This is a genomic window from Bordetella ansorpii, assembly GCF_900078705.1.
Classification (GTDB): domain Bacteria; phylum Pseudomonadota; class Gammaproteobacteria; order Burkholderiales; family Burkholderiaceae_B; genus Bordetella; species Bordetella ansorpii_A.
In genome coordinates this window covers 835,326-856,062 of record NZ_FKIF01000006.1, presented here as the reverse complement: position 1 = coordinate 856,062, position 20,737 = coordinate 835,326, and the positions used below count along the sequence as shown (strand labels likewise).

The following is a 20,737-nucleotide window of genomic DNA, read 5'->3' as shown; positions in this document are numbered from 1 at the left end:
CGGGATGCCGCCGCCTTCGGGTCAGCGCCGCGCGTCCGGCGCCGGCAGGCGCCAGTGGCTCCGCAGGTCGCGCCGTCCGAAGTTTCCGCAGCGTCGCAACCGGGCGCGCAGGCTTTCCCAGAAACCGCCCAGCACCTGCGCCGGCTTCGGCCGGCCGTGGAACTTCACGATCGTCGCGTGGGCCAGGCGGCTTGCCGCCCGGCGGGGATCCTTGCGGCACAGGCGGCGGGTGGTCTTGTAGCTGATGATCTGCCCGTCCGGGAACGTCGCCGTGCGGTCCAGCAGATTTCGCGCCTGCAGGCTGAAGTAGATGAATTCCTGGTCGCCCTTGACTTGCTGTACATAGTGTTCGCCCGCGCGAAACGCGTCGTACACCATCGAGAGCGCGCCCGTGCGGATGCGCATCACGGACGAGTTGAAGCCCTCGTTGCGCCAGTGCCGCACGATGACGAGGTCGGCGGGCGAGCCGAAGGCGAACGTCAGCATGTCGCGCATGTCGGCGCGAATGACCAGGCTGACATCCAGGTACAGGAATTCCGAGGCAGGCAGGCCATCGCGGGCGAACAGGCGCAGCTTCTTGGTGGTCTGCCGCATGTCCGGACGCTCCAGCTCGTGCCAGTCGGCGGGCTGGTGGACCTGCACGGCAGCCGGCACGTTGCGTGCCCTGTCTGACATGCAGTGCAGCGTGAACGGGACCGGGCAATGGCGCTGCAGCATGTTGTGCAAGCGGTGGATGTCGATGTCGTCGAAGGCATCGCCGGTGGCGACGCAGACGGCGTGAAGATGATCGGGCAACATGGGGAAGCGTCAGCGGTGGAAAGGCGGGGGCGCGTGGGCAGGCGTGTCAGCCCCCGCCCACCGCGACCACGATCTCGATCCGGTCGCCATCGGCCAGCGTGGTCTGCGCGTGCTGGCTCTTGGGGACGATCTCGCCGTTGCGTTCGACCGCCACGCGCTTGCCGGCATAGCCCAGGGTTTCAAGCAGGCCGATGACGGTGGTGGCGGCGGGCAACTGGCGCGCGTCGCCGTTCAGGGTGATGTGCATGTCCATGGTCAGAGTGCGTCAGTCGCGCGGGTTGGCATAGCCGTCGGTGGCTTCCATCAGGCGGGCCAGGATGCCCGGCTCGTCGAAGGCGTGGCCCGCGTCGGGGATGAGGTGGAAGCGCGCCTGCGGCCACGCGCGGTGCAGTTCCCACGCGGTGCGCGCGGGCGTGCATGCGTCGTAGCGGCCTTGCACGATGGTGCCCGGGATGCCGTGCAGCTTGTGCGCGTCGCGCAGCAGCTGGCCATCGACTTCCATGAAGCCGCCGTGCACGAAGTAATGGTTCTCGATGCGCGCGAAGGCCAGCGCGGCGCGGTCGGCGGCATGGCTTTGCTGGTGGCGCGGGCTGGGCAGCAGCGTGATGGTGTTGTCTTCCCAGCGGCTCCAGGCGCGGGCGGCGCGCAGCTGTTCCTGCGGATCCGTGCTGGTCAGGCGCTTGCGGTAGGCCGCCACCATGTCGCCGCGTTCTTCCGGCGGGATGGGGGCGAGATAGTCTTCCCAGTGGTCGGGGAACAGCCACGAGGCGCCCTCTTGATAGAACCACTGGATCTCGGCGCGGCGCAGGCCGAAGATGCCGCGCACCACGATCTCGCTGACGTGCCCGGGGTGGCGCTGCGAATAGGCCAGCGCCAGCGTGGAGCCCCACGAACCGCCGAACACCAGCCAGCGCTCGGCGCCCATGATCTCGGTGCGCAGGCGTTCGATGTCCGCCACCAGATGCCAGGTGGTGTTGTTTTCCAGGCTGGCATGCGGCTGCGAACGGCCGCAACCGCGCTGATCGAACAGCAGGACGTTGTAGCGGCGCGGATCGAACAACTGGCGATGCGCGGGCGAACATCCGCTGCCCGGCCCGCCGTGCAGGAATACCGCGGGCTTGCCCTGCGGATTGCCGCACATTTCCCAATAGACCTGGTGGCCGTCCGCGGTGTCCAGCAGGCCGTGACGGTAGGGTTCGATTGGCGGATATAACATTTCAGCCTCCGCTTTTCAGGCCCGCTTGAAGATCAGGTCCCACACGCCGTGGCCCAGGCGCAGCCCGCGGTTCTCGAATTTGGTCAGGGGGCGGTAATCGGGACGCGGCGCGTAGCCGTCGACCGAATTGCGCAGCAGCGGCTCGGCGCCGAGCACTTCGAGCATCTGCACCGCGTAGTCTTCCCAGTCGGTGGCGCAATGCAGATAACCGCCCGGCTTGATGCGGCTGGCCAGCAGGGCCACGAACGGCGGTTGCAGCAGGCGGCGCTTGTGATGGCGCTTCTTGGGCCAGGGATCGGGGAAGTACACGTGCACGCCGTCCAGCGAATCGGGCGCGATCATGTCGCGCACCACTTCGACCGCGTCGTGCTGGATGATGCGCAGGTTGCCGATGGACGAGTCTTCGATGCGGCGCAGCAGCGAACCCACGCCGGCGTTGAAGACCTCGACGCCCAGGAAGTTGTCGCCGGGACGCGCCAGCGCGATCTTCTCGGTGGTCTCGCCCATGCCGAAGCCGATTTCAAGGATGGTCGGCGCCGTGCGGCCGAAGGCCGCGGCGGGATCGAGCCGGGTGGGCGAATACGGCAGCGACCACTTGCCCATCAGGTTCTCCAGCGCGTCGCGCTGGCCCTGGGTGATGTGGCCGCGCCGATGCACGAAGCTGCGGATGTGCGTGGCGCCAGGGCTGTCCGGGGCGTGCGCGGCGGGCTCCAGGGCGGCCTGCGTGCCGGCCGACAACGGGGCCGGCGAGTCGTTCTGTTCGGGAATGCGGGTGTTCATGAGCCCGATTGTAGTGGGCGGCGAGGGGTCTCGTCCCGCCTCGCAGGGATATGAGGCTCCCTGTGGCGCGGCGGTAATAAAACGGGGTTGCATCAGCGGCGATCCGGCTCGTCTGGAGTAGCATCGCTCCATGAATCTCGCCCGCATAGACCTCACGACGCTCGCGCTGTTCATTGCCGTGGTCCGGCACGGCAGCATTTCGGGTGGGGCGCGCCATTCGCACCTGGCGGTCGGCGCGGCCAGCCGGCGCATTTCCGACCTGGAGAACGCCCTGGGCACGCCGTTGCTGTTCCGCAATGCCAGCGGCGTGGCGCTGACCGACGCCGGCCAGGCGTGCCTGGCCCATGCCCGCCGCGTGCTGCAGGAAATCGAGCAGATGGCCGGCACGCTGTCCGACTACGCCCAGGGCGTGCGCGGCCAGGTGCGCATCGCCGCCAATACCTCATCCATCACGCAGTTCCTGCCGGAAGACCTGACCACGTTCATGCAGGCGCATCCGGCCGTCAACATCGAACTGGAGGAGCAGAACAGCAGCGACGTGGTGGCCGCCCTGGTCGAGAACCGCGCCGACGTCGGCATCGTGGCCGACCGCACGCCGATGCGCGGCCTGCAGACCATGCCCTATCGCCTGGACGAACTGGTGCTGGTCACGCCGCCCGGCCATCCCCTGGCCGGCCGCCGCCGCCTGAGCTTCGCCGACACCCTGGACTACGACTACGTGAGCCTGCCCCCCACGACTTCGCTGGCCATGCGCCTGGCGGAGGCCAGCGCGCGCCTGGAGCGGCCGATGCGATTGCGTATCCAGGTGCGCAGTTTCGATGCGATCTGCAGGATGGTCGCGGCCACGGGCGGCGTGGGCCTGCTGCCACGCCTGGCGGCCGAGCCGCATGCCCGCTCGATGCGGCTGCGCCTGATTCCGCTGCTGGACGACTGGGCGCATCGCGGCCTGCTGCTGGTGATGCGCGATATCGAGACGCTGACCGTGGCGGCCCGCCTGCTGGTCACGCACCTGCGCAGCGACGCACGGTAGACGCGGGGCGGCGTGCGCGGGCACGGCGCGGCTTGCCGGTACGGGGGGAAGCGCCGCCGGCTTGCCGCATCGGCCCGGCCGCGGTTCATTCGGCGTCGACTGCCACCCCGTACACGTCGGCGGCGCAGCGCCGCAGCGCCTGCAGCGTCACGCGGGTGGCCGGCGAGGCGGGCCGGTCCCGCCGAGTGATGAGGCCGAAGTCGTCCATGTGGCAGGGCATCTCCAGTGGCAGGATGCGCACGACGCCGTGCGCGGCGTAGTAGCGCGCCACGTCCAGCGCCAGCACCGCCAGCATGTCGCTGTCGCGCAGCATGCGCGTGATGAACAGCAGCGCGGCCGTCTCCACCAGATTGCCGGGCACGGGCAGGCCGCGCTCCTGGAACATCAGTTCGAAGCGATGGCGCAGCACGCTGCCGGCTGGCGGCACGATCCAGGTGGCGTCCCGCACGCCGGACAGCGACAGCGCCTGCCCGCCGCACAAGGGATGGCCGGGCCGCGCCACCGCGCACACCGGCTCCTTCACCAGCGGCTCATAGCGCAACTGCGATTTGTCGTGCTTGGCAAACAGCCGCGCCACCAGGATATCCAGCCTGCCCTGCGCCAGGTGTTCCAGCAGCACGTCGCTGGATTCGATCTCCAGCGCGATGCGCAGGTCCGGGCGTTCCGCCTTCAGTTCCGCCACCACGCGCGGCAGCAGCGTGATGCCCGGCGAGGTGATGGCGCCAACCGCCACCTGGCCGATCCGGCCGTCCCGCAAGGCCGCCAGCTCTTCGTGCGCCTGCTCCAGGCTGCCTAGCGCGGTGCGGGCGTGGCGCAGCATGACGTCTCCGTACCAGGTCGGCCGCACGCCGCGCGGCAGCCGCTCGAACAGCGGCACGCCGAGCATGTCCTCGAGTTCCTTCAACAGTTTGGAGGCGCCGGGCTGGGTCATGTTCAGCACCTCGGCGGCGCGATGGATGTTGCCTTCGTCGGCCAGCGTGACCAGCAGCAGAAGCTGGCGCGGCTTGAGCCGGCTGCGTAGATACCAGGGGGAGGGCGACGGCATGTCCGGGTTTACCTGAATGTGTGGATCGATATCTTTTTTGTCGAAATCTTCATTGGAAGGATATCAATTTGCTCCCTACACTGCCGCTCATTCCTCCAACGATATCGAGACAACCCTCATCGCCGGCCCGCCCGTCCGTGGCCGCGCCGTCCCGCAGGAACCCATGTCAATTTCCAAGCGCAAGCTCCGCTCGGCCGAATGGTTCGGCACCGCCGACAAGAACGGCTTCATGTATCGCAGCTGGATGAAGAACCAGGGCATCCCGTCGCATGCCTTCGACGGGCGTCCCGTCATCGGCATCTGCAACACCTGGTCCGAGCTCACGCCCTGCAATGCCCACTTCCGCAAGATCGCCGACCACGTCAAGCGCGGCGTGTACGAGGCCGGGGGCTTTCCCGTGGAGTTCCCGGTGTTTTCCAACGGGGAATCGAACCTGCGGCCCACCGCCATGCTGACCCGCAATCTGGCCGCGATGGATGTCGAGGAAGCCATCCGGGGCAATCCCATCGACGCCGTGGTGCTGCTGGCGGGCTGCGACAAGACCACGCCGGCCTTGCTGATGGGCGCGGCCAGTTGCGACGTGCCCGCGCTGGTGGTGTCGGGCGGACCCATGCTCAATGGCAAGCTGGATGGCAGGAACATCGGCTCGGGCACCGCCGTGTGGCAATTGCACGAGTCGCTGAAGGCCGGCGAGATCGACCTGCATCAATTCCTGTCCGCCGAGGCCGGCATGTCGCGCTCGGCCGGCACGTGCAACACCATGGGCACGGCCTCCACCATGGCCTGCATGGCCGAGGCGCTGGGGGTCACGCTGCCGCACAACGCGGCCATTCCCGCCGTGGACGCGCGCCGCTATGTCCTGGCGCATCTGTCCGGCAGCCGCATCGTCGAGATGGCGCAGGAAGACCTGCGCCTGTCGCGCATCCTGACCCGCCAGGCATTCGAGAACGCCATCCGCGCGAACGCGGCCATCGGGGGCTCCACCAACGCGGTCATCCACCTGAAGGCGATCGCCGGCCGAATCGGCGTGCCGCTGGCGCTCGAGGACTGGACGCGCATCGGACGCGGCACGCCCACGCTGGTCGACCTGATGCCGTCGGGCCGTTTCCTGATGGAAGAGTTCTATTACGCGGGCGGCCTGCCCGCCGTGCTGCGCCGCCTGGGCGAACACGGCCTGTTGCCGCATCCCGGCGCGCTCACCATCAACGGCAAGACCTTGTGGGACAACGTGCGCGAGGCCCCCTGCCATGACGACGAGGTGATCCGTCCGCTGTCCAGGCCGCTGGTGCCCGACGGCGGCATCTGTGTGCTGCGTGGCAACCTCGCGCCGCGCGGCGCGGTGCTCAAGCCCTCGGCCGCCACGCCGGCGCTGCTCAGGCATCGCGGCCGCGCCGTGGTGTTCGAGACGCTGGAGCACTACAAGGAGCGCATCGCCGACGAATCGCTGGACGTCGACGCCAATTCGGTGCTGGTGCTCAAGCGCTGCGGGCCGCGCGGGTATCCCGGCATGGCCGAGGTCGGCAACATGGGCCTGCCGCCGAAGCTGCTGCGGCAGGGCATCAAGGACATGGTGCGGATCTCCGACGCGCGCATGAGCGGCACGGCCTATGGCACGGTCGTTCTGCACGTCGCGCCCGAGGCCGCGGCCGGCGGCCCGCTGGCCGCCGTGCGCGACGGCGACTGGATCGAGCTGGATTGCGAGGCGGGCCGGCTGCACCTCGACATATCGGACGAGGAACTGGCGGCGCGCCTGGCCGAATGCCCCGCCATGCCGGCGCCGGCCGATGGCGGCTATCGCAAGCTGTACGTCGAACACGTGTTGCAGGCCGATGAGGGCTGCGACCTGGATTTCCTGGTCGGGTGCCGCGGGCACGCCGTGCCACGGCATTCGCACTGAGCGGTGCCGCGGCGGACCGGCCCGCGCTTGGGGCCGGTCCGCCGCGCCATCGCGGATATCAAGAATTTCAACAAAACGCCCCAGAGGAGACAATCATCATGACCCCCCACCATCCGCCGCAACCCTCATCCGCGCCCGGGCAGGGCGTGTCCGACGAGAAGCGCATCATCGGCTTGCTCGCCCGCAAGCTGCTGCCGTTCCTGGCGCTGATCTACGTCGTCGCCTACATCGATCGTTCCGTCGTGGGCTTCGCCAAGCTGCACATGAACGCGGCGGCCGGCATCAGCGATGCGGCCTACGGCCTGGGCGCGGGCCTGTTCTTCATCGGCTACTTCCTGTGCGAAGTGCCCAGCAACCTGGCGCTGGAGCGCTTTGGCGCCCGCCGCTGGTTCGCGCGCATCCTGGTCACCTGGGGCATCATCACGATGGCGATGGCGCTGATCGACAATGCCGCCACGTTCTACGTCCTGCGCTTTTTGCTGGGCGCCGCCGAGGCCGGCCTGTATCCCGGCATCCTGTACTTCCTGACCAAATGGTTTCCGATGCGGCACCGCGCCAGGATCATCGGCCTGCTGGTGCTGGCCCAGCCCATCGCGCTGATCGTCACCGGGCCTTTCGCGGGATGGATTCTTTCGGGCGAGGGTCTGTGGGGCCTGTCCAGCTGGCAGACGCTGTTCGTGCTCAGCGGCCTGCCGGCGGTGCTGCTGTGCGTGCCCGTGCTGCGCATCCTGCCCGATACGCCGGCCAGCGCCCGCTGGCTCCCGGCTCGGGATCGCGCCTGGATCGAGCGCGAGCTGGCTGCCGACCAGCAGCGCTACGGGCAGGTCACGCACGGCAATCCATTGAAGGCCCTGCTGGACAAGCGGGTGCTGCTGCTGGCCCTGCTGTTCCTGCCGTTTCCGCTGTCGATCTATGGCCTGTCGTTGTGGCTGCCCACCATCATCAAGGCCTTCGGCGTCACCGATTCCATGACGGGGCTGTTGTCGGCGGTTCCCTATCTTTTCGCCGTGGTGGGGCTGCTGGTGGTGCCGCGCAGTTCGGACCGCACCGGCGAGCGCTACTGGCACATCGTGGTCGTGTCCCTGGCCGGGGCGTTCAGCCTGGCCGCCAGCGCGTGGTTCCAGGCGCCGCTGGTGCAACTGGCCTGCATCAGCCTGACCGCCTTCTGCATCTACTCGATCCAGGCCGTCGTCTGGACCTTGCCAGGCCAGTTCCTGGCCGGGCCCAGCGCCGCGGTGGGCATCGCCATGATCAACTCCCTGGCCAACCTGGGCGGCTACATCGGGCCGTACGGCGTGGGATTGATCAAGGAGGCCACGGGCAGGCTGTCGTCCGGCCTGTATTTCCTGGCGGCCACCATGCTGTTCGCCGTATTCATGACCTTCGTGGTCCGCGCCGCGCTGGCGCCCGCCGCGGCCCGGCCCTCCAACCTCGCCACGCCTCACGTCCAATGACTCCGTCCCATCGCTCCCCGCGCTACCGCGGCATCTTTCCGGTCGTGCCGACCACGTTCACCGAATCCGGCGAACTCGACCTGGCCAGCCAGACGCGCTGCGTCGATTTCATGATCGACAGCGGCGTGGATGGCCTGTGCATCCTGGCCAACTACTCCGAGCAGTTCTCCCTGGCCGACGACGAGCGTGAACGGCTGGCGCTCGTGGTGCTCGAACACGTGGCGGGCCGCGTGCCCGTCATCGTCACGACCAGCCATTTCAGCACCGCGCTGTGCGTGGCCCGCAGCCGCCGCGCGCAGGAGATGGGCGCCGCCATGGTGATGGTCATGCCGCCCTATCACGGCGCGACCTTCCGGGTCGATACGGCGCAGGTCCGCGAGTTCTACGCACGCCTGTCCGATGCGTTGGACATTCCCATCATGATCCAGGACGCGCCCGCGGCGGGAACGCCGCTGCCGCCGGCCTTCCTGGCGCAGATGGCGCGCGAGATCGAGCACGTGTCGTACTTCAAGATGGAGACGGCCGGGGCGGCGGGCAAGCTGCGCGAGCTGATCCGCCTGGGAGGCGATGCGGTGGAAGGCCCGTGGGATGGCGAGGAGGGCATCACGTTGCTGGCCGACCTGGACGCGGGCGCCACCGGCGCCATGACCGGCGGCGGCTTCGCCGACGGCATCCGGCCCATCATCGAGGCGCATCGGCGTGGCGATCACGACACGGCGTTCGCGCAGTATCAGCGCTGGCTGCCGCTGATCAACTACGAGAACCGCCAGGCAGGCTTCCTGGCGGCCAAGGCGTTGATGCGGGCGGGCGGCATCATCGCCTGCGACGCGCCGCGCCATCCCTGGCCCGCCCTGTCCGCCGAGACGCGCGCGGGGTTGCTGGCGACGGCGCGCCGCCTGGATCCGCTGGTGCTGCGCTGGGCGCGCTGAACGCGCTGAACGCGCGGGCGGCCTGGCCCCCGGGGGCTTTCGCGGACCGCGAAAGCCCTTTTCACGTAATGTCGATTGCCCTGCGCCGGGCCTTGCGGGCAGACTCTGGCCAGTGATACGCAAGCCGACAAGACGGAGGAGACCATGGCAGCGCAGATACTGGCCGGCATACGCGTGCTGGAGCTGGGCCAATTGATTGCCGGGCCTTTCGCGGCCAAGACGCTGGCGGATTTCGGCGCGCAGGTCGTCAAGATCGAGCCGCCCGGGCAAGGCGATCCGCTGCGCAAGTGGCGCCTGCTGCATGAGGGCACTTCCGTCTGGTGGGAAGCGCAGTCGCGCAACAAGCAATCCGTGTGCGTCGATCTTCGGCAGCCCGAAGGGCAGGACGTCGTGCGCATGCTGGTCGCCGAGGCCGACGTGCTGATCGAGAACTTCCGGCCCGGCACGCTCGAGAAGTGGGGCATGTCCTGGGAAGCGCTGCATGCGCTCAATCCCCGGCTGATCATGCTGCGCGTGTCGGGTTATGGGCAGACCGGCCCCAAGGCGCGCGAGCCGGGTTTCGCCGCCATCGGCGAGGCCATGGCCGGCGTGCGCTACCTCAATGGCGAACCCGGACGCGCGCCGGTGCGTGGCGGCCTGTCTCTGGGGGACACCATTGCCGGCTTGCATGGCGCCCTGGGCGTGATGATGGCGCTGTACCAGCGCGACGCGCGCGGCGGCGTGGGGCAGGTGATCGATGCCGCCCTGTACGAGAGCCTGTTCAACCTGACCGAAAGCCTGTTGCCCGAGTACTCCGTGTTCGGCGCCGTGCGGCAGCCGTCCGGCGCGGCGCTGCCGGGTATCGCGCCGTCCAATGCGTATCTGTGCCGCGACGGCTATGTGCTGATTGCCGGCAATGGCGATGGCATTTTCACGCGCCTGATGGCGCGCATCGGCCGCGACGACCTCGGGAAGGATCCCGGCCTGGCGCGCAACGATGGCCGCGCCGCGCGCGTGCAGGAACTGGATGCCGCCATCGGCGCGTGGACGATCGAGCGCGACATCGACGACGTGCTGCAAGCCATGCGCGAGGCCGACGTGCCGGCCGGCCGCGTGTATTCGGTGGCCGACATCGCCACCGATCCGCATTACCGCGAGCGCGGCGCCATCATCGGCGTGAAGGCCGCCAGCGGCATCGACGTGCAGATGCCCGCCGTGTTTCCCATCCTGTCGGGCAATCCCGGCGCCGTGCATCATCGCGCGCCCACGCTGGGCGAGCATACCGACGCCGTGCTTCGGGCCGCTGGCCTGGATGCCGGGCAGATCGCGCGGCTGCGCGCCCAGGGAGTCATCGCATGAACAAGGGTTCCGCCCGTATCGAGATCAACGAAGTCGGACCGCGCGACGGCCTGCAGATCGAGAAGGCCATGGTCGCCACAGCCGCCAAAGTCGCTTTCGTCGACGCCTTGTCCGCCTGCGGCTTCGCGCGCATCGAGGTCACCAGCTTCACGTCGCCCAAGGCGATTCCCGCGCTGGCGGATGCGCAGGACGTCATGCGCGGCATCCAGCGCAAGCCCGGCGTGATCTATACCGCGCTGGTGCCCAACGTCCGTGGGCTGGAGCGCGCGCTCGAATGCGGTGTCGACGAGATGAACCTCGTCATGTCGTCCAGCGAGACGCACAACCGCGCCAACCTGCGCATGACGCGCGAGCAGTCGCTGGCCGAGCTGAGCGCCGTGCTGCGCGCCGCGGGCCAGGCCGGCGCGCCTTGCAACGTGTCCTTGTCCACGGCGTTCGGCTGCCCCTTCGATGGCGACGTGCCGGCCGACGAGGTGCTGCGCCTGGCGCATGCGCTGGTCGCTGCGGGCGCCACGGGGATCACTTTGTGCGACACCACGGGCATGGCGTTTCCCACGCAGGTGGCGGCGCTGTGCGAGCGCGCCGCGCGCGAATTGCCCGGCACGGCATTGACCGTGCACCTGCACAATACGCGCGGCATGGCGCTGGCCAATGCCGTGGCGGCCTGGCAGACCGGCATCACGCGGTTCGACGCGGCGGCGGGCGGCCTGGGCGGCTGTCCCTATGCGCCGGGCGCCAGTGGCAACGTCAACACGGAAGAGATCGTGCACATGTTCGCGTGCATGGGCGTGGACACCGGGGTCGACCTGCCCGCGCTGATGGAGATCGTGCGCGGCCTGCCTTCGCTGGTCGAGCGTGAACTGGCCAACCCGCTGCTGGCGGCCGGTCCGCGCCTGGCCACGCACGCGCCGCCGGCCTGGCTGGCCGAGCGTTTCCCAGCCTAGTTTCCTGTCGGACGCCAGTTTTCGCGCTGCCTGTGCATCCAGGCGGCCGGGGCGTGCTCGTGCCCGCGTTTTCCATCGTGCCGTTGAGCCATTCGCGCATGCGCGCCCCATTCGCAGCACCGCTTTCCCCATAACATCAAGGAGACTCAAGATGGCTTTTCAACGATTCCACAAACCGTTGCATGCCCTGGTTCCCGGCCTGATGGCCGGCGCCTTCCTGTTGACGGCATCGGGCGCGGCGTCGGCCGCCGGCTATCCCGATCGCCCGGTGTCGCTGATCGTGTCCGCCGCGCCGGGCGGCACCACCGACATCGCCGCGCGCCTGATCGCACAGCCCCTGGGCCAGGCGTTGGGACAGAGCGTGGTGGTCGAGAACCGTCCCGGCGGCTCGGGCGGCATCGCCGCGCAGGCCGTGGCGCGCGCCAAGCCCGATGGCTACACCTTGCTGCTGCAGTACTCGGGCTTCCAGGTGATCACGCCCAGCGTGATGAAGAACATCGGCTGGGATCCCATCAAGGATTTCGCGCCCGTGGCCAACGTGCTGTCGGCGCCGCAGGTCATCGTCGTGCGTCCGGCCCTGCCCATCCACAGCCTGAAAGAGCTGGTGAGCTATGCGAAAGCCAACCCGGGCAAGCTGAACTACGCCTCGTCGGGCAACGGCTCGCTGCAGCAGGTGGCCACCGAACTGCTGAATCAACAGGCCGGCATCCAGACGGCGCATATCCCGTACAAGGGCACCGGACCCGCATTGAACGATCTGCTGGGCGGGGCGGTGGACATGACCATCACGACGCCGCCGCCGCTGCTGGGCCAGATCCATGCCGGCAAGCTGCGCGCGCTGGCCGTCACCGGCGAGAGCCGCCTGCCGTCATTGCCCGACGTGCCCACCACCACGCAGGCCGGTTATCCCGACCTGCAGGTGTCCTCGTGGTTCGCCATGTACGCGCCCGCGGGCACGCCGCCCGAGGTGGTCAACAGGCTGGCGGGCGAGATCGAGAAAATCATGAAGAGCGATGCGTTCCGCCAGAAGGCGGCCGAGCAGGGCGCCGAGGCGCGCTTCATGGGTCCGAAGGAATTGGGGGACTACACGCGCGAGGAACTGGCGCGCTGGAGCAAGGTGGTGAAGGCGGCCAACATCACGGCCGAGTAAGCCGTCATCGGTTCACCCACGGCGGCGGCGCAAGGCAGGCGCCGCCGTGGCGTTTGCGCGGATGCGATCAGGTCAGCGACAGGCCGAGCACGAGCCCGCCGTTGACCGACGCGCATTTCAGCACCTGCTCGTGCAAGGACGAGCGGCGGGACTGGGCGCCTGCCTTGTAGCGGTCCAGCATCGGGAAGGAGACGCTGCCCAGCAGCGCCCGTCCGGCCGCCCCGTGCGGGCTGTGCCGAGGCGAGCCCGCCTGCGCCCTGGCTTGCGTGCGCCGGTCTTCGGGACGCCCCGGCACATTGCCGATCAGGCTGCCCAACCCGGTGCCGGCGGCCACGCTGACGGCATAGATGAGCAAGCCTTTCACGTAGGTGCTCCACGGCTGCTCGGCCGTCGTGAGGATGCCGGCGATGGTTTGCGCGGACAGTTCGGCCGCGCCGGACGTGGCGGGGCCGCGTTCGGGCTCGGCGTGCGCGATCTGGGACAGCACCAGGGGAGCGGGTTGCGCGTCGCCCTGGCTGCCCGGACGGGTTTCGATGTAGATGCGCTGGGTGCCGTTGTCCGTGCAGCGCGGTGCTGGCCAGGCCTGGTATCGGCCGGACAGGGGCACGGGTTCGGCGTGAAGCTGCGCGTAGGCCGCCCGTTGGGCGCCGCGCCGTTCGATGACCAGTTCACGGCCCAGGCCGATGTCCATGCAGACCGGCGTGCCTTCCGTTTCCGACTGGCGCAGGGCCGCCAGCACGTCCTGCTGCCGGGGGCGCGGATGGCCGCTCGCGGCGCTGGCGTGCAGCGACTGGAGGGTATTGGCCGCGTAGGCGTCCAGTTCGCCCAGGATCAGGCCGCCGATGATGGCGACGACCTGCTGGACCGTGCCGTCCCCGGCCGCTTCGCAGGCCGCGTCGAAACTGATGTTGACAGACGGCGTGCCCTCGGGGGCGAGGTCCAGGCTTTGTGTCTGCGGGTTGATGGCCAGGCGGTAGCGCTCGCGCATCGACAGGACCAGCGTGCCGCCGGCGTTCAGCGTGACCCGGATCTCTTGCGTGTCCACCGTGACCGCATCGTCGGCAATGCGGAATACCAGCTTGCCGGCCGGGATCTCGGCGTCGAATGTTTCCGTGTGCGAGGCGGTCAGCGCCTGCGGCGGCACCAGCAGGTACTCGCCCGCCGCATCCCGGTAGTATTTCAGCTTGATCGGGCTGTCGTTGGCGATCTCGCCCGCGCTGCCTTTCGGCTTGAACTTCCCGGACAGGGTCTTGTCCAGCGTCGTGTTGATGTGCCGCAGGAAAGTGCCCCGGGTCACGGCCTCGGGGCTGATGATGACGGCGGCATCGAGTCCCGGGTTGGTGGGAATCGCCTGGGCGAGGACGTTTGCCTCGACGGGCTGGGTGCCCTCGGACCGTACCAGCACCGCCAGAATGCCATCGTCCGCATCAGGAAGATCGGCGGTGGCGTACTGGTAATCGTCCGGGTGCAACCACGTGACGCCGGCCTTGCGGGCCAGGTCCTGGCTCAGCACCGTCGATAGCGGCATGGCATCGAGCAGTGCCGCCAGGCGATTCTGCAGGGGCGACTTGATGATGCTGATCAGTTCGCGTTCGATCCCGAAGATCTCGAACGAATTCATGAAGGGGGCGGGAAGCGTCGCCATGTCCAGCGTCAGGCTTTCGATCAGCTCCTTCTGTTCGCCCGGGCGGGTCTGGACGTGCAGGTGCAGCAGGTCGTCCTGGCCGGCGTCGGCGGTGAACGCCAGCGTGGTCCGCACGACGAGATCGAAGGAAAACGGTCCTGAAAGCGATGGGCCGCCGACGCGCTGGTAGCGGTTCGCCTCGACCCGCAGGCGCCACCTGAGGACGGTGCCCGACCCGCCGGTGGCCAACTGCACATTCGTGACGATGGCCTTGTCCAGCCGGCCATTGTTGTTGGCGCCCTTCAGGTCGATGTCGCCGCCCTGCGTCCAGGGCGCGGGGGGCCAGGCCGACGCGCTGAGCGCGCGGTTCAGCGTGCTGTACTTGACTGCATATACCGCGTCCCACCCGAGCGTGGCGTCCGTCAGTGAATCGGGTGTCGGGAAGACGCACGCGCTCGGGTCGAGGGGGGAATCCGTCATCACTTTCAGTGGTCCTGTGGTGGCGGACGAGGGCGGACTCGCGTTGTGCGGGGTGAGGACGCAGCAGGGCGAGAAAGCCGGCGAGTCGCAATTCCTCGTCTTGTTACAGACCTTATCAAATACAATGAACCCCCTCCCATCGCAGGTTTGCTGGAATGCAGGGGACGTTTGCCGGACGGAAAAATATTTGCAGCCAAGGGGAACTGCCGTGGCTGTGCCACAACGCCCGTACGGCCAGCCATGAAAGAATGCGCGCCATGACAGCCCCTCTCTCTCGTCCAGCCATCGGCCCGTTCTCGGGCCTGCGGGTGCTGGTGGTGGACGACTGCGCCGAAGACCGCATGCTGCTGATGGATTTCCTCGGCGGGCAGGGTTGCCGGGTCTACATTGCGGTCGATGGCCATGACGGCTATCGCAAGGCGCAACTGGTGGTGCCCGATCTGGTGCTGATGGACGTCACCATGCCGTCGTGCGACGGGCTGGCCGCCTGCCGCCTGATCAAGGCCGATCAGTCCACCCGCAACATTCCGCTCATCTTCCTCAGCGCGGCGGTGCTGCCCGCCGAACGCGTCGCCGGCCTGGCGGCCGGGGCGGTCGACTACGTGACCAAGCCCTTCGATTTCGAAGAAGTGCGGCTGCGGCTGCTGGTGCATCTGCGCAATTCCCTGCCCGTGGCCGCCGCCGCCCCGGCGCCGGCGGTGGCGTCCGACGCCGCCCAGGCCAGCCCGACGCTGGACGGCGTGCTGTTCCGCGCGGCGCGCAAGATGCTGTCCGAACGCCTGGACTACACCCCCGAACTCGACGAGCTTGCCCACGCCGTGGGCACCAATGCGCGCCGCCTGAACCTGGCGTTCCGGCGCTGCGCCGGCGCCACCGTCTTCGAATTCCTGCGCGAAGAGCGCATGCGCGAGGCGCGCCGGCTGCTGTGCGAGACGGGCCTGGACGTCCAGGCCATCGCCCAGTCCGTCGGGTATGGCAACCGGGGCAATTTCTCCACGGCATTCCGCGAGCGTTTCGGCATGTCGCCCAGCGCCTTGCGCCACACGCCCGGCGCGGATGGGTAGTTCCTCTCGAACCGTCCGGGCGCGATCCGCGATGCATATGGAGCACCCTTCCCGGCTGCGCGGGCTGTTCCCGCTGCTCGTCCTGTGGCTGTGCGGCGTCTTCTGCCTGCAGGGCGACGCCTGGGCGCGGGAGGCCGCGCCGCGTGCGCCCGTCGACCTGGCCAGCGTGGCCGACCGGCTGCCCCTGGCCGATCATCTGTCCAGCTTCCAGGATCGCGACGGCCTGCTGACCGCCGAGCAGGCGTTGCGGCGCGACTGGCCGGCGGCCTCGGCGCAGCGGCTGAATCGCGGGTTCACGGCCTCGGCCATCTGGCTGCGGGGCGAGTTCGTCAACAACGGCCAGGCGCCCGCGCTGCGCTGGCTGTCCGTCGGCGTGCCGCGCCTGGAAGACGTGCGGTTCTTCGTGTTCCGTTCCGGGGCCACCGAGCCCAGCCGGACGGTGCTGGCCGGCAACCGCCTGCCCATCGGCGAAGGGCCGGTTCCGTCGGCGCTGTCCGTGCTGGACCTGACGCTGCAGCCCGGCGAGCGCGCGACCGTGCTGATCCGCGTGCAGAGCCGCTCGGCCGTCACCATCGATGCGGCCCTGTGGATGCCCGACGCCTTTCGCGAGGCGGATCAGCGCGGCGGCGTGATTCTCATGCTGCTGGAAGGCGGCCTGGCCATGATCGCCGTCTACGCCCTGGTGCTGGGCCTGGCGCAACGCGACGTCGTGTTCCTGCTGCTGGGCGTCTCGCTGGTCGCCGAGATCTTCTACAGCCTGTCCTTCCAGGGGTTGCTCTATCGCTACCTGCTGACGGACGGGGGCGAGGCCGTGCTGCGGGCGCCCAGTGTGTTTTCCACCTTGGCCATGTCGCTGTTCAGCCTGATGGCCATGCTGTTCGCCGGCCTGCACCGCATCCGGTACTGGAAATGGATCTACTGCGTGCTGTCCGGCGCGGGGCTGCTCGGGGCGGTATGGGCGGCCTTCGGCGACTACCGCTACGCCGCCCTGTCGCTCACCAGCCTGGTGTTCCTGCTCAATCTGGTCTGGGTGGTGTCGATGATCGACGGCTGGCGGCGTGGCCATGCCAATGCCCGCCTGTTCCTGCTGTCCTTCTCCATCTACTGCGCGGCGCTGTTCGTGCGCCTGGCCTTCATCCACGGCTGGCTGCCGGGCCGCTGGGGCGGCGGCCCCGAGATCGCCTGGGACCTGCTGTCCGTGTCGCTGATGATGGCGATGATCCTGTATGGCCGCTCGCGCCAGTTGCGCGAAGCCCGCGAGGCCGCGCAGCGCGAGCTGTTCGAGGCTCGGGGCCGTGAGCAGGAGCGCCTGGAGCGCGCCGTGACCGAACGCACCCAGGCCCTGCGGGAGGCGCTGATCGCCGCCGACGAGGCCAGCCGGGTGCGCCAGGACTTCCTGGCGCGCATCAGCCACGACCTGCGCACGCCCCTGACCTCGATCATCGGCTTCGCCGACCTGATCCAGGCGGGCGGGCGCGACGATGCGCCGCGCGGCGCCATCATCCGGCGCAGCGCGGACCACATGCTGGGCATGGTCAACGACCTGATCGACTACGCGGCCGGCGCCGATGGGCAGGCCGTGCGTCCTGCGCCGGTGTACATACATGCCTTGCTGGACACCGTGGCCAAGGAGGCGGCCTCGCTGGCCGCGCGCCGCGGCAACCGCTTCGTGCTGGAAGTCGCCGGCGGCTTGCCCGCCGTGCTGGAAATGGACGGCAAGCGGGTGCGGCAGGTGCTGGGCAACCTGATCGACAATGCGGTCAAGTTCACCGCCGAGGGCACCGTGTCGCTGCACGTCGCCTATGCGGACGCGATCGAAGGCCAGTCGGGCACCTTGCAACTGGCCATCGTCGATACGGGTTGCGGCATCGCCCTCCAGGACCAGGAGCGCATCTTCGAACCCTTCCAGCGCCTGGACGCCGCGCGCGACCAGCCCGGCGTGGGCCTGGGGCTGTCGATCGTGCAGCAGTGGGTGCAGCGCATGCACGGCACGCTGGAAGTGCTCAGCGCCGTGGGAACGGGCACGACCTTCCTTTTCACCTTGCCCACGCGCGCCCTGGACGAGTCCCAGGTCGTGCTGCATTACATGCCCGATGCGGCGGCCGTGCTGCCGCCCATCGACGGGCAGGGCCGGCGCATCTGGGTGGCCGAGGATACGCCCGAGATCCGCGACTTCCTGGTCGAGGAACTGGCGAGCCTGGGCTTCGAGGTGGAAAGCAGCGACGACGGCCTGGCCATGCTGGCCCGCATCGCCTTGCCCGATGCGCAGGCGCCCGACCTGATCCTGACCGATCACGACATGGCGGGCGCCGACGGCATGGCCGTCCTGGCGGCGGCCAAGCAGCGGTGGGGGAACGTGCCGGTCGTGGTGGTGTCGGCGACGCCGCACGTCGCGGAGGACGACGCCGAAGCGGGCGTGCTGGCCTACGACGCGAGCCTGCTCAAGCCCGTGAACCTGGCGGAGTTGCGCAACACGCTGGCGCGCCTGCTGGCGCTGCCGCGTTCGCAGGCCATGCCCGCCGTCGCCGAGCCGCGGAACGGCCCGCAGCGGCCCGGCGCCGAGGCCCTGGCCAACGGACGCCGCCTGCTGGACAGCGGCGCCGTGTCGGACCTGGTGGATTGGGCCGATGGGCTGCAGGCCGAGGATGCGCGCCTGGCGGTGTTCTGCGAGGAGGTCAGGCGGCTGGCCCGCATGGGAGACCTGCAGGGGCTGCAAGGGCTCTGCGCGGCCTAGGGGCCGCGCGTGCCGACGGGGGGCTTCCGGAAGACCGGAACACCCCAACGGTACGCAGAGCCAAAGCGTTTGGCAGGCGCCGGACAGCCGCATCGGCCGAGCCAGCCATGCCATGCCATGCTGTCAACGATAGGCGAGCGCCATCGGCATGGCGGGCGGGTTGCGCTTCTGCTGAGCCTGCGCTTGCGGCGCCGGTCCGGCATCCAGCACGAAGCCGCCCACCAGCTGCGCCAGGTGCGCCGCCTGCTCCTGCAGCGATTGCGCGGCGGCGGCGGCTTCTTCCACCAGCGCGGCGTTCTGCTGCGTGACGTGATCCATCTGGTTCACCGCCTTGCCCACCTCGCCGATGCCGGTGCTCTGCTCGTGGCTGGCCACGTCGATCTCGCGCACGATCTGCGTGACGCGCTCCACGCTGGCCACCACCTGGTCCATCGTGCCGCCGGCCTGGCGCACCAGCGAGCTGCCGGTGTTGACCTGCGACACCGACGATTCGATCAGCGCCTTGATTTCGCGCGCCGCCGTGGCGCTGCGCTGCGCCAGGCTGCGCACTTCGCTGGCCACCACCGCGAAGCCGCGGCCCTGTTCGCCCGCACGCGCGGCTTCCACCGCGGCGTTCAGCGCCAGGATGTTGGTCTGGAAGGCAATCCCGTCGATCACGCCGATGATGTCCACGATCTTGCGCGACGAGGCTTCGATGCCGTCCATCGTCGACACGACGCTGCGCACCACCGCGCCGCCTTCCGAGGCCACCTGCGAGGCCTGCCCGGCCAGCGTGGCTGCCTGCGCGGCATTGTCGGCGTTGTGCCGCACGGTCGAGGTCAGCTCTTCCATGGCGGCCGCCGTCTGCTGCAGCGAGCCGGCCTGCTGCGAGGTGCGGTCGGACAGGTCGTTGTTGCCGCTGGAGATTTCCGAGCTGGCGGCGCGCACCGTCTCGGACACCGTGCGGATCTGCCGCAGGATCGAGGCGATCTTGTCGGCGAACAGGTTGAACGCGATGCTGATGCGCGCCAGCTCGTCCTCTCCCTTGACCGGCAGGCGGCGCGTCAGGTCGCCGTGGCCCGAGGCGATGTCTTCCAGGGCGGCCTGCACTTGCGGCAGGCCGCGCAACTGGCGCGTCACCGTCACCGTCAGCAGCGCGATCGCGGCCAGCAGCGCCAGCAGCGTCGTGAACGCGGCCAGCTTGATCAGGTCGGTCACGGGTTGCGTGGCCTCGGCGCGGTCGACGGCGATGACCAGCGTCCACGGCGTGCCGGCCACGGCGCTGGCGTAGAGCATCTGCATCGCGCCGCCGATCTCCTGCTCTTCTTTGCCGCCGTCGCGCGCCAGTTGCTGAAGCCGCGCCAGGTTCAGGTCGGGGTCGATGGCCGTCACCGGCTTCAGCGTGAGCTCGGTGTCGGGGTGGGCGAGGATGTTGCCCTTGTCGTCCAGCAGGAAGGCCACGCTGCGGGTGGAGGCCCGGATCTCGGAAACCATCTTGGCCATGCTGTCGATCAACATGTCTGTGCCGACCACCGCGATCACCTTGCCGTCGCGGCGCACGGCCTCGACGAAGCTCACGCACAGTTTGCCGGTGGTGGCGTCGGTATAGACGGGCGTGATGGCCGGACCGTCGGTGGCCGAGGCCTGCTGGTACCAGGGGCGCGCGGTGCCGTCATAGTTCGGCGGCATGGCATGGTTGAACAGCACGCGCTTGTCGGCGTAGACGATATAGGCGTCATCGAAGCTGCCTGCCTGCTGGGCTGCCGCGGCCATGCGCAGAGCCTCGGCGTCGGGCTGGTTCACCGCCTGTTTGATGGAGCCGGTGACGCGCTGTTTTTCGGCCACCCAGCCGGCCAGGGCGGCGGAGCGGTCATGGGTCAACTGGGCGATGTGGGCGTCGACCTGCTTCAATGTGTCCTGCCGGGCCACAAGGACCGTGGCGAGGGACAGCGCGAGCATCGACAGGACGGTGATGGCAACGCAAAGGGCTATCAGGCGATAGCGAAGAGACTTCAGCATGGGAGAAGAAACTCCGGCAGCGCGCAGCCCGAAGGGGGTGCGATCCTCGGCAGTTTATGGATGGTTTGTGACAGAACGAAACGCTTCGGCCCCCGTGGGCGAAGGGCGTTGTTTCGCGGTTCCAGCGTCGGGATTCGGGGGCGAAACCGGCGATCGCGGGGGGCGAACGCGGCGCGGCAGGGATCTGGAGTAGAATCGCTGGCTTGCGGCGGGCGGTGTGCAATGCACCGCCAGGTTTGGCGGCCCGTTACCGGGC

At 69.0% G+C, this 20,737-nt stretch carries 16 protein-coding genes; 9 read left to right on the top strand and 7 right to left on the bottom strand.

Translation table 11 applies throughout. The annotated features are described in order from the left end of the window. Positions 1-21: 21 nt before the first annotated feature. Genes A6745_RS14260 through trmB form a run of 4 tightly spaced genes read right to left on the bottom strand, consistent with a single transcriptional unit; the run spans position 22 to position 2,794 of the window. Entirely contained in the window at positions 22-798 is a 777-nt protein-coding gene (locus A6745_RS14260) for a hypothetical protein (RefSeq protein ID WP_066128120.1), read from the bottom strand. 46 nt (positions 799-844) lie between these two features. Next, complete coding sequence (gene thiS / locus A6745_RS14255) at positions 845-1,045, bottom strand: sulfur carrier protein ThiS (RefSeq protein ID WP_066128913.1); 201 nt, start codon at positions 1,043-1,045, stop codon at positions 845-847. An 18-nt stretch (positions 1,046-1,063) separates the two neighbouring features. Then, entirely contained in the window at positions 1,064-2,014 is a 951-nt protein-coding gene (pip, locus tag A6745_RS14250; protein ID WP_066128118.1) for a prolyl aminopeptidase, read from the bottom strand. A 15-nt stretch (positions 2,015-2,029) separates the two neighbouring features. Then, complete coding sequence (gene trmB, locus A6745_RS14245) at positions 2,030-2,794, bottom strand: tRNA (guanosine(46)-N7)-methyltransferase TrmB (RefSeq protein WP_066128116.1); 765 nt, start codon at positions 2,792-2,794, stop codon at positions 2,030-2,032. A gap of 130 nt (positions 2,795-2,924) precedes the next feature. On the opposite strand from trmB, the gene A6745_RS14240 reads away from it, so the two are divergent. Then, entirely contained in the window at positions 2,925-3,824 is a 900-nt protein-coding gene (locus A6745_RS14240; protein ID WP_066128112.1) for a LysR family transcriptional regulator, read from the top strand. Positions 3,825-3,909: 85 nt separating this feature from the next. Here A6745_RS14240 and A6745_RS14235 read toward each other — a convergent pair whose 3' ends face one another. Next, entirely contained in the window at positions 3,910-4,869 is a 960-nt protein-coding gene (locus A6745_RS14235; RefSeq protein ID WP_066128110.1) for a LysR substrate-binding domain-containing protein, read from the bottom strand. 163 nt (positions 4,870-5,032) lie between these two features. Between A6745_RS14235 and A6745_RS14230 the strand changes: the two genes are divergently transcribed. The 6 genes from A6745_RS14230 to A6745_RS14205 all read left to right on the top strand — a co-directional run bounded on the left by A6745_RS14230 (position 5,033) and on the right by A6745_RS14205 (position 12,581). Next, entirely contained in the window at positions 5,033-6,766 is a 1,734-nt protein-coding gene (locus tag A6745_RS14230; protein WP_066128108.1) for an IlvD/Edd family dehydratase, read from the top strand. Positions 6,767-6,864: 98 nt separating this feature from the next. Then, complete coding sequence (locus tag A6745_RS14225) at positions 6,865-8,220, top strand: MFS transporter (RefSeq protein WP_066128106.1); 1,356 nt, start codon at positions 6,865-6,867, stop codon at positions 8,218-8,220. Next, the gene (locus A6745_RS14220) at positions 8,217-9,149 is read left to right on the top strand and encodes a dihydrodipicolinate synthase family protein (RefSeq protein ID WP_066128103.1); all 933 of its coding nucleotides are present in this window, start codon (positions 8,217-8,219) and stop codon (positions 9,147-9,149) included. The genes A6745_RS14225 and A6745_RS14220 overlap by 4 nt, the downstream gene beginning before the upstream one ends. A 144-nt stretch (positions 9,150-9,293) precedes the next feature. Beyond that, positions 9,294-10,487 carry a CaiB/BaiF CoA transferase family protein gene (locus A6745_RS14215; protein WP_066128101.1) on the top strand — a complete coding sequence of 398 codons (1,194 nt, stop codon included), beginning with the start codon at positions 9,294-9,296 and terminating at the stop codon, positions 10,485-10,487. Then, positions 10,484-11,431 carry a hydroxymethylglutaryl-CoA lyase gene (locus A6745_RS14210; protein ID WP_066128099.1) on the top strand — a complete coding sequence of 316 codons (948 nt, stop codon included), beginning with the start codon at positions 10,484-10,486 and terminating at the stop codon, positions 11,429-11,431. The genes A6745_RS14215 and A6745_RS14210 overlap by 4 nt, the downstream gene beginning before the upstream one ends. Positions 11,432-11,633: 202 nt before the next feature. Beyond that, on the top strand, positions 11,634-12,581 hold the full coding sequence (locus tag A6745_RS14205) for a Bug family tripartite tricarboxylate transporter substrate binding protein (RefSeq protein ID WP_066128910.1): 948 nt from the start codon (positions 11,634-11,636) through the stop codon (positions 12,579-12,581). A 67-nt stretch (positions 12,582-12,648) separates the two neighbouring features. On the opposite strand, the gene A6745_RS14200 is transcribed toward A6745_RS14205, so the two are convergent. After that, on the bottom strand, positions 12,649-14,685 hold the full coding sequence (locus tag A6745_RS14200; protein ID WP_066128096.1) for a TULIP family P47-like protein: 2,037 nt from the start codon (positions 14,683-14,685) through the stop codon (positions 12,649-12,651). Between the two features lie 248 nt (positions 14,686-14,933). Here A6745_RS14200 and A6745_RS14195 point away from each other — a divergent pair, with 248 nt between their 5' ends. Continuing rightward, a complete protein-coding gene (locus A6745_RS14195) occupies positions 14,934-15,749 on the top strand; it encodes a response regulator transcription factor (protein WP_407922731.1) in 816 nt (271 codons plus the stop codon). A 37-nt stretch (positions 15,750-15,786) separates the two neighbouring features. Beyond that, a complete protein-coding gene (locus A6745_RS14190) occupies positions 15,787-18,483 on the top strand; it encodes a hybrid sensor histidine kinase/response regulator (RefSeq protein WP_066128094.1) in 2,697 nt (898 codons plus the stop codon). A gap of 123 nt (positions 18,484-18,606) precedes the next feature. Here the strand turns inward: A6745_RS14190 and A6745_RS14185 are convergent, their stop codons facing one another. Next, positions 18,607-20,481, bottom strand: a complete 1,875-nt coding sequence (locus A6745_RS14185) for a methyl-accepting chemotaxis protein (RefSeq protein WP_066128091.1) — start codon at positions 20,479-20,481, stop codon at positions 18,607-18,609. Positions 20,482-20,737: the final 256 nt, after the last annotated feature.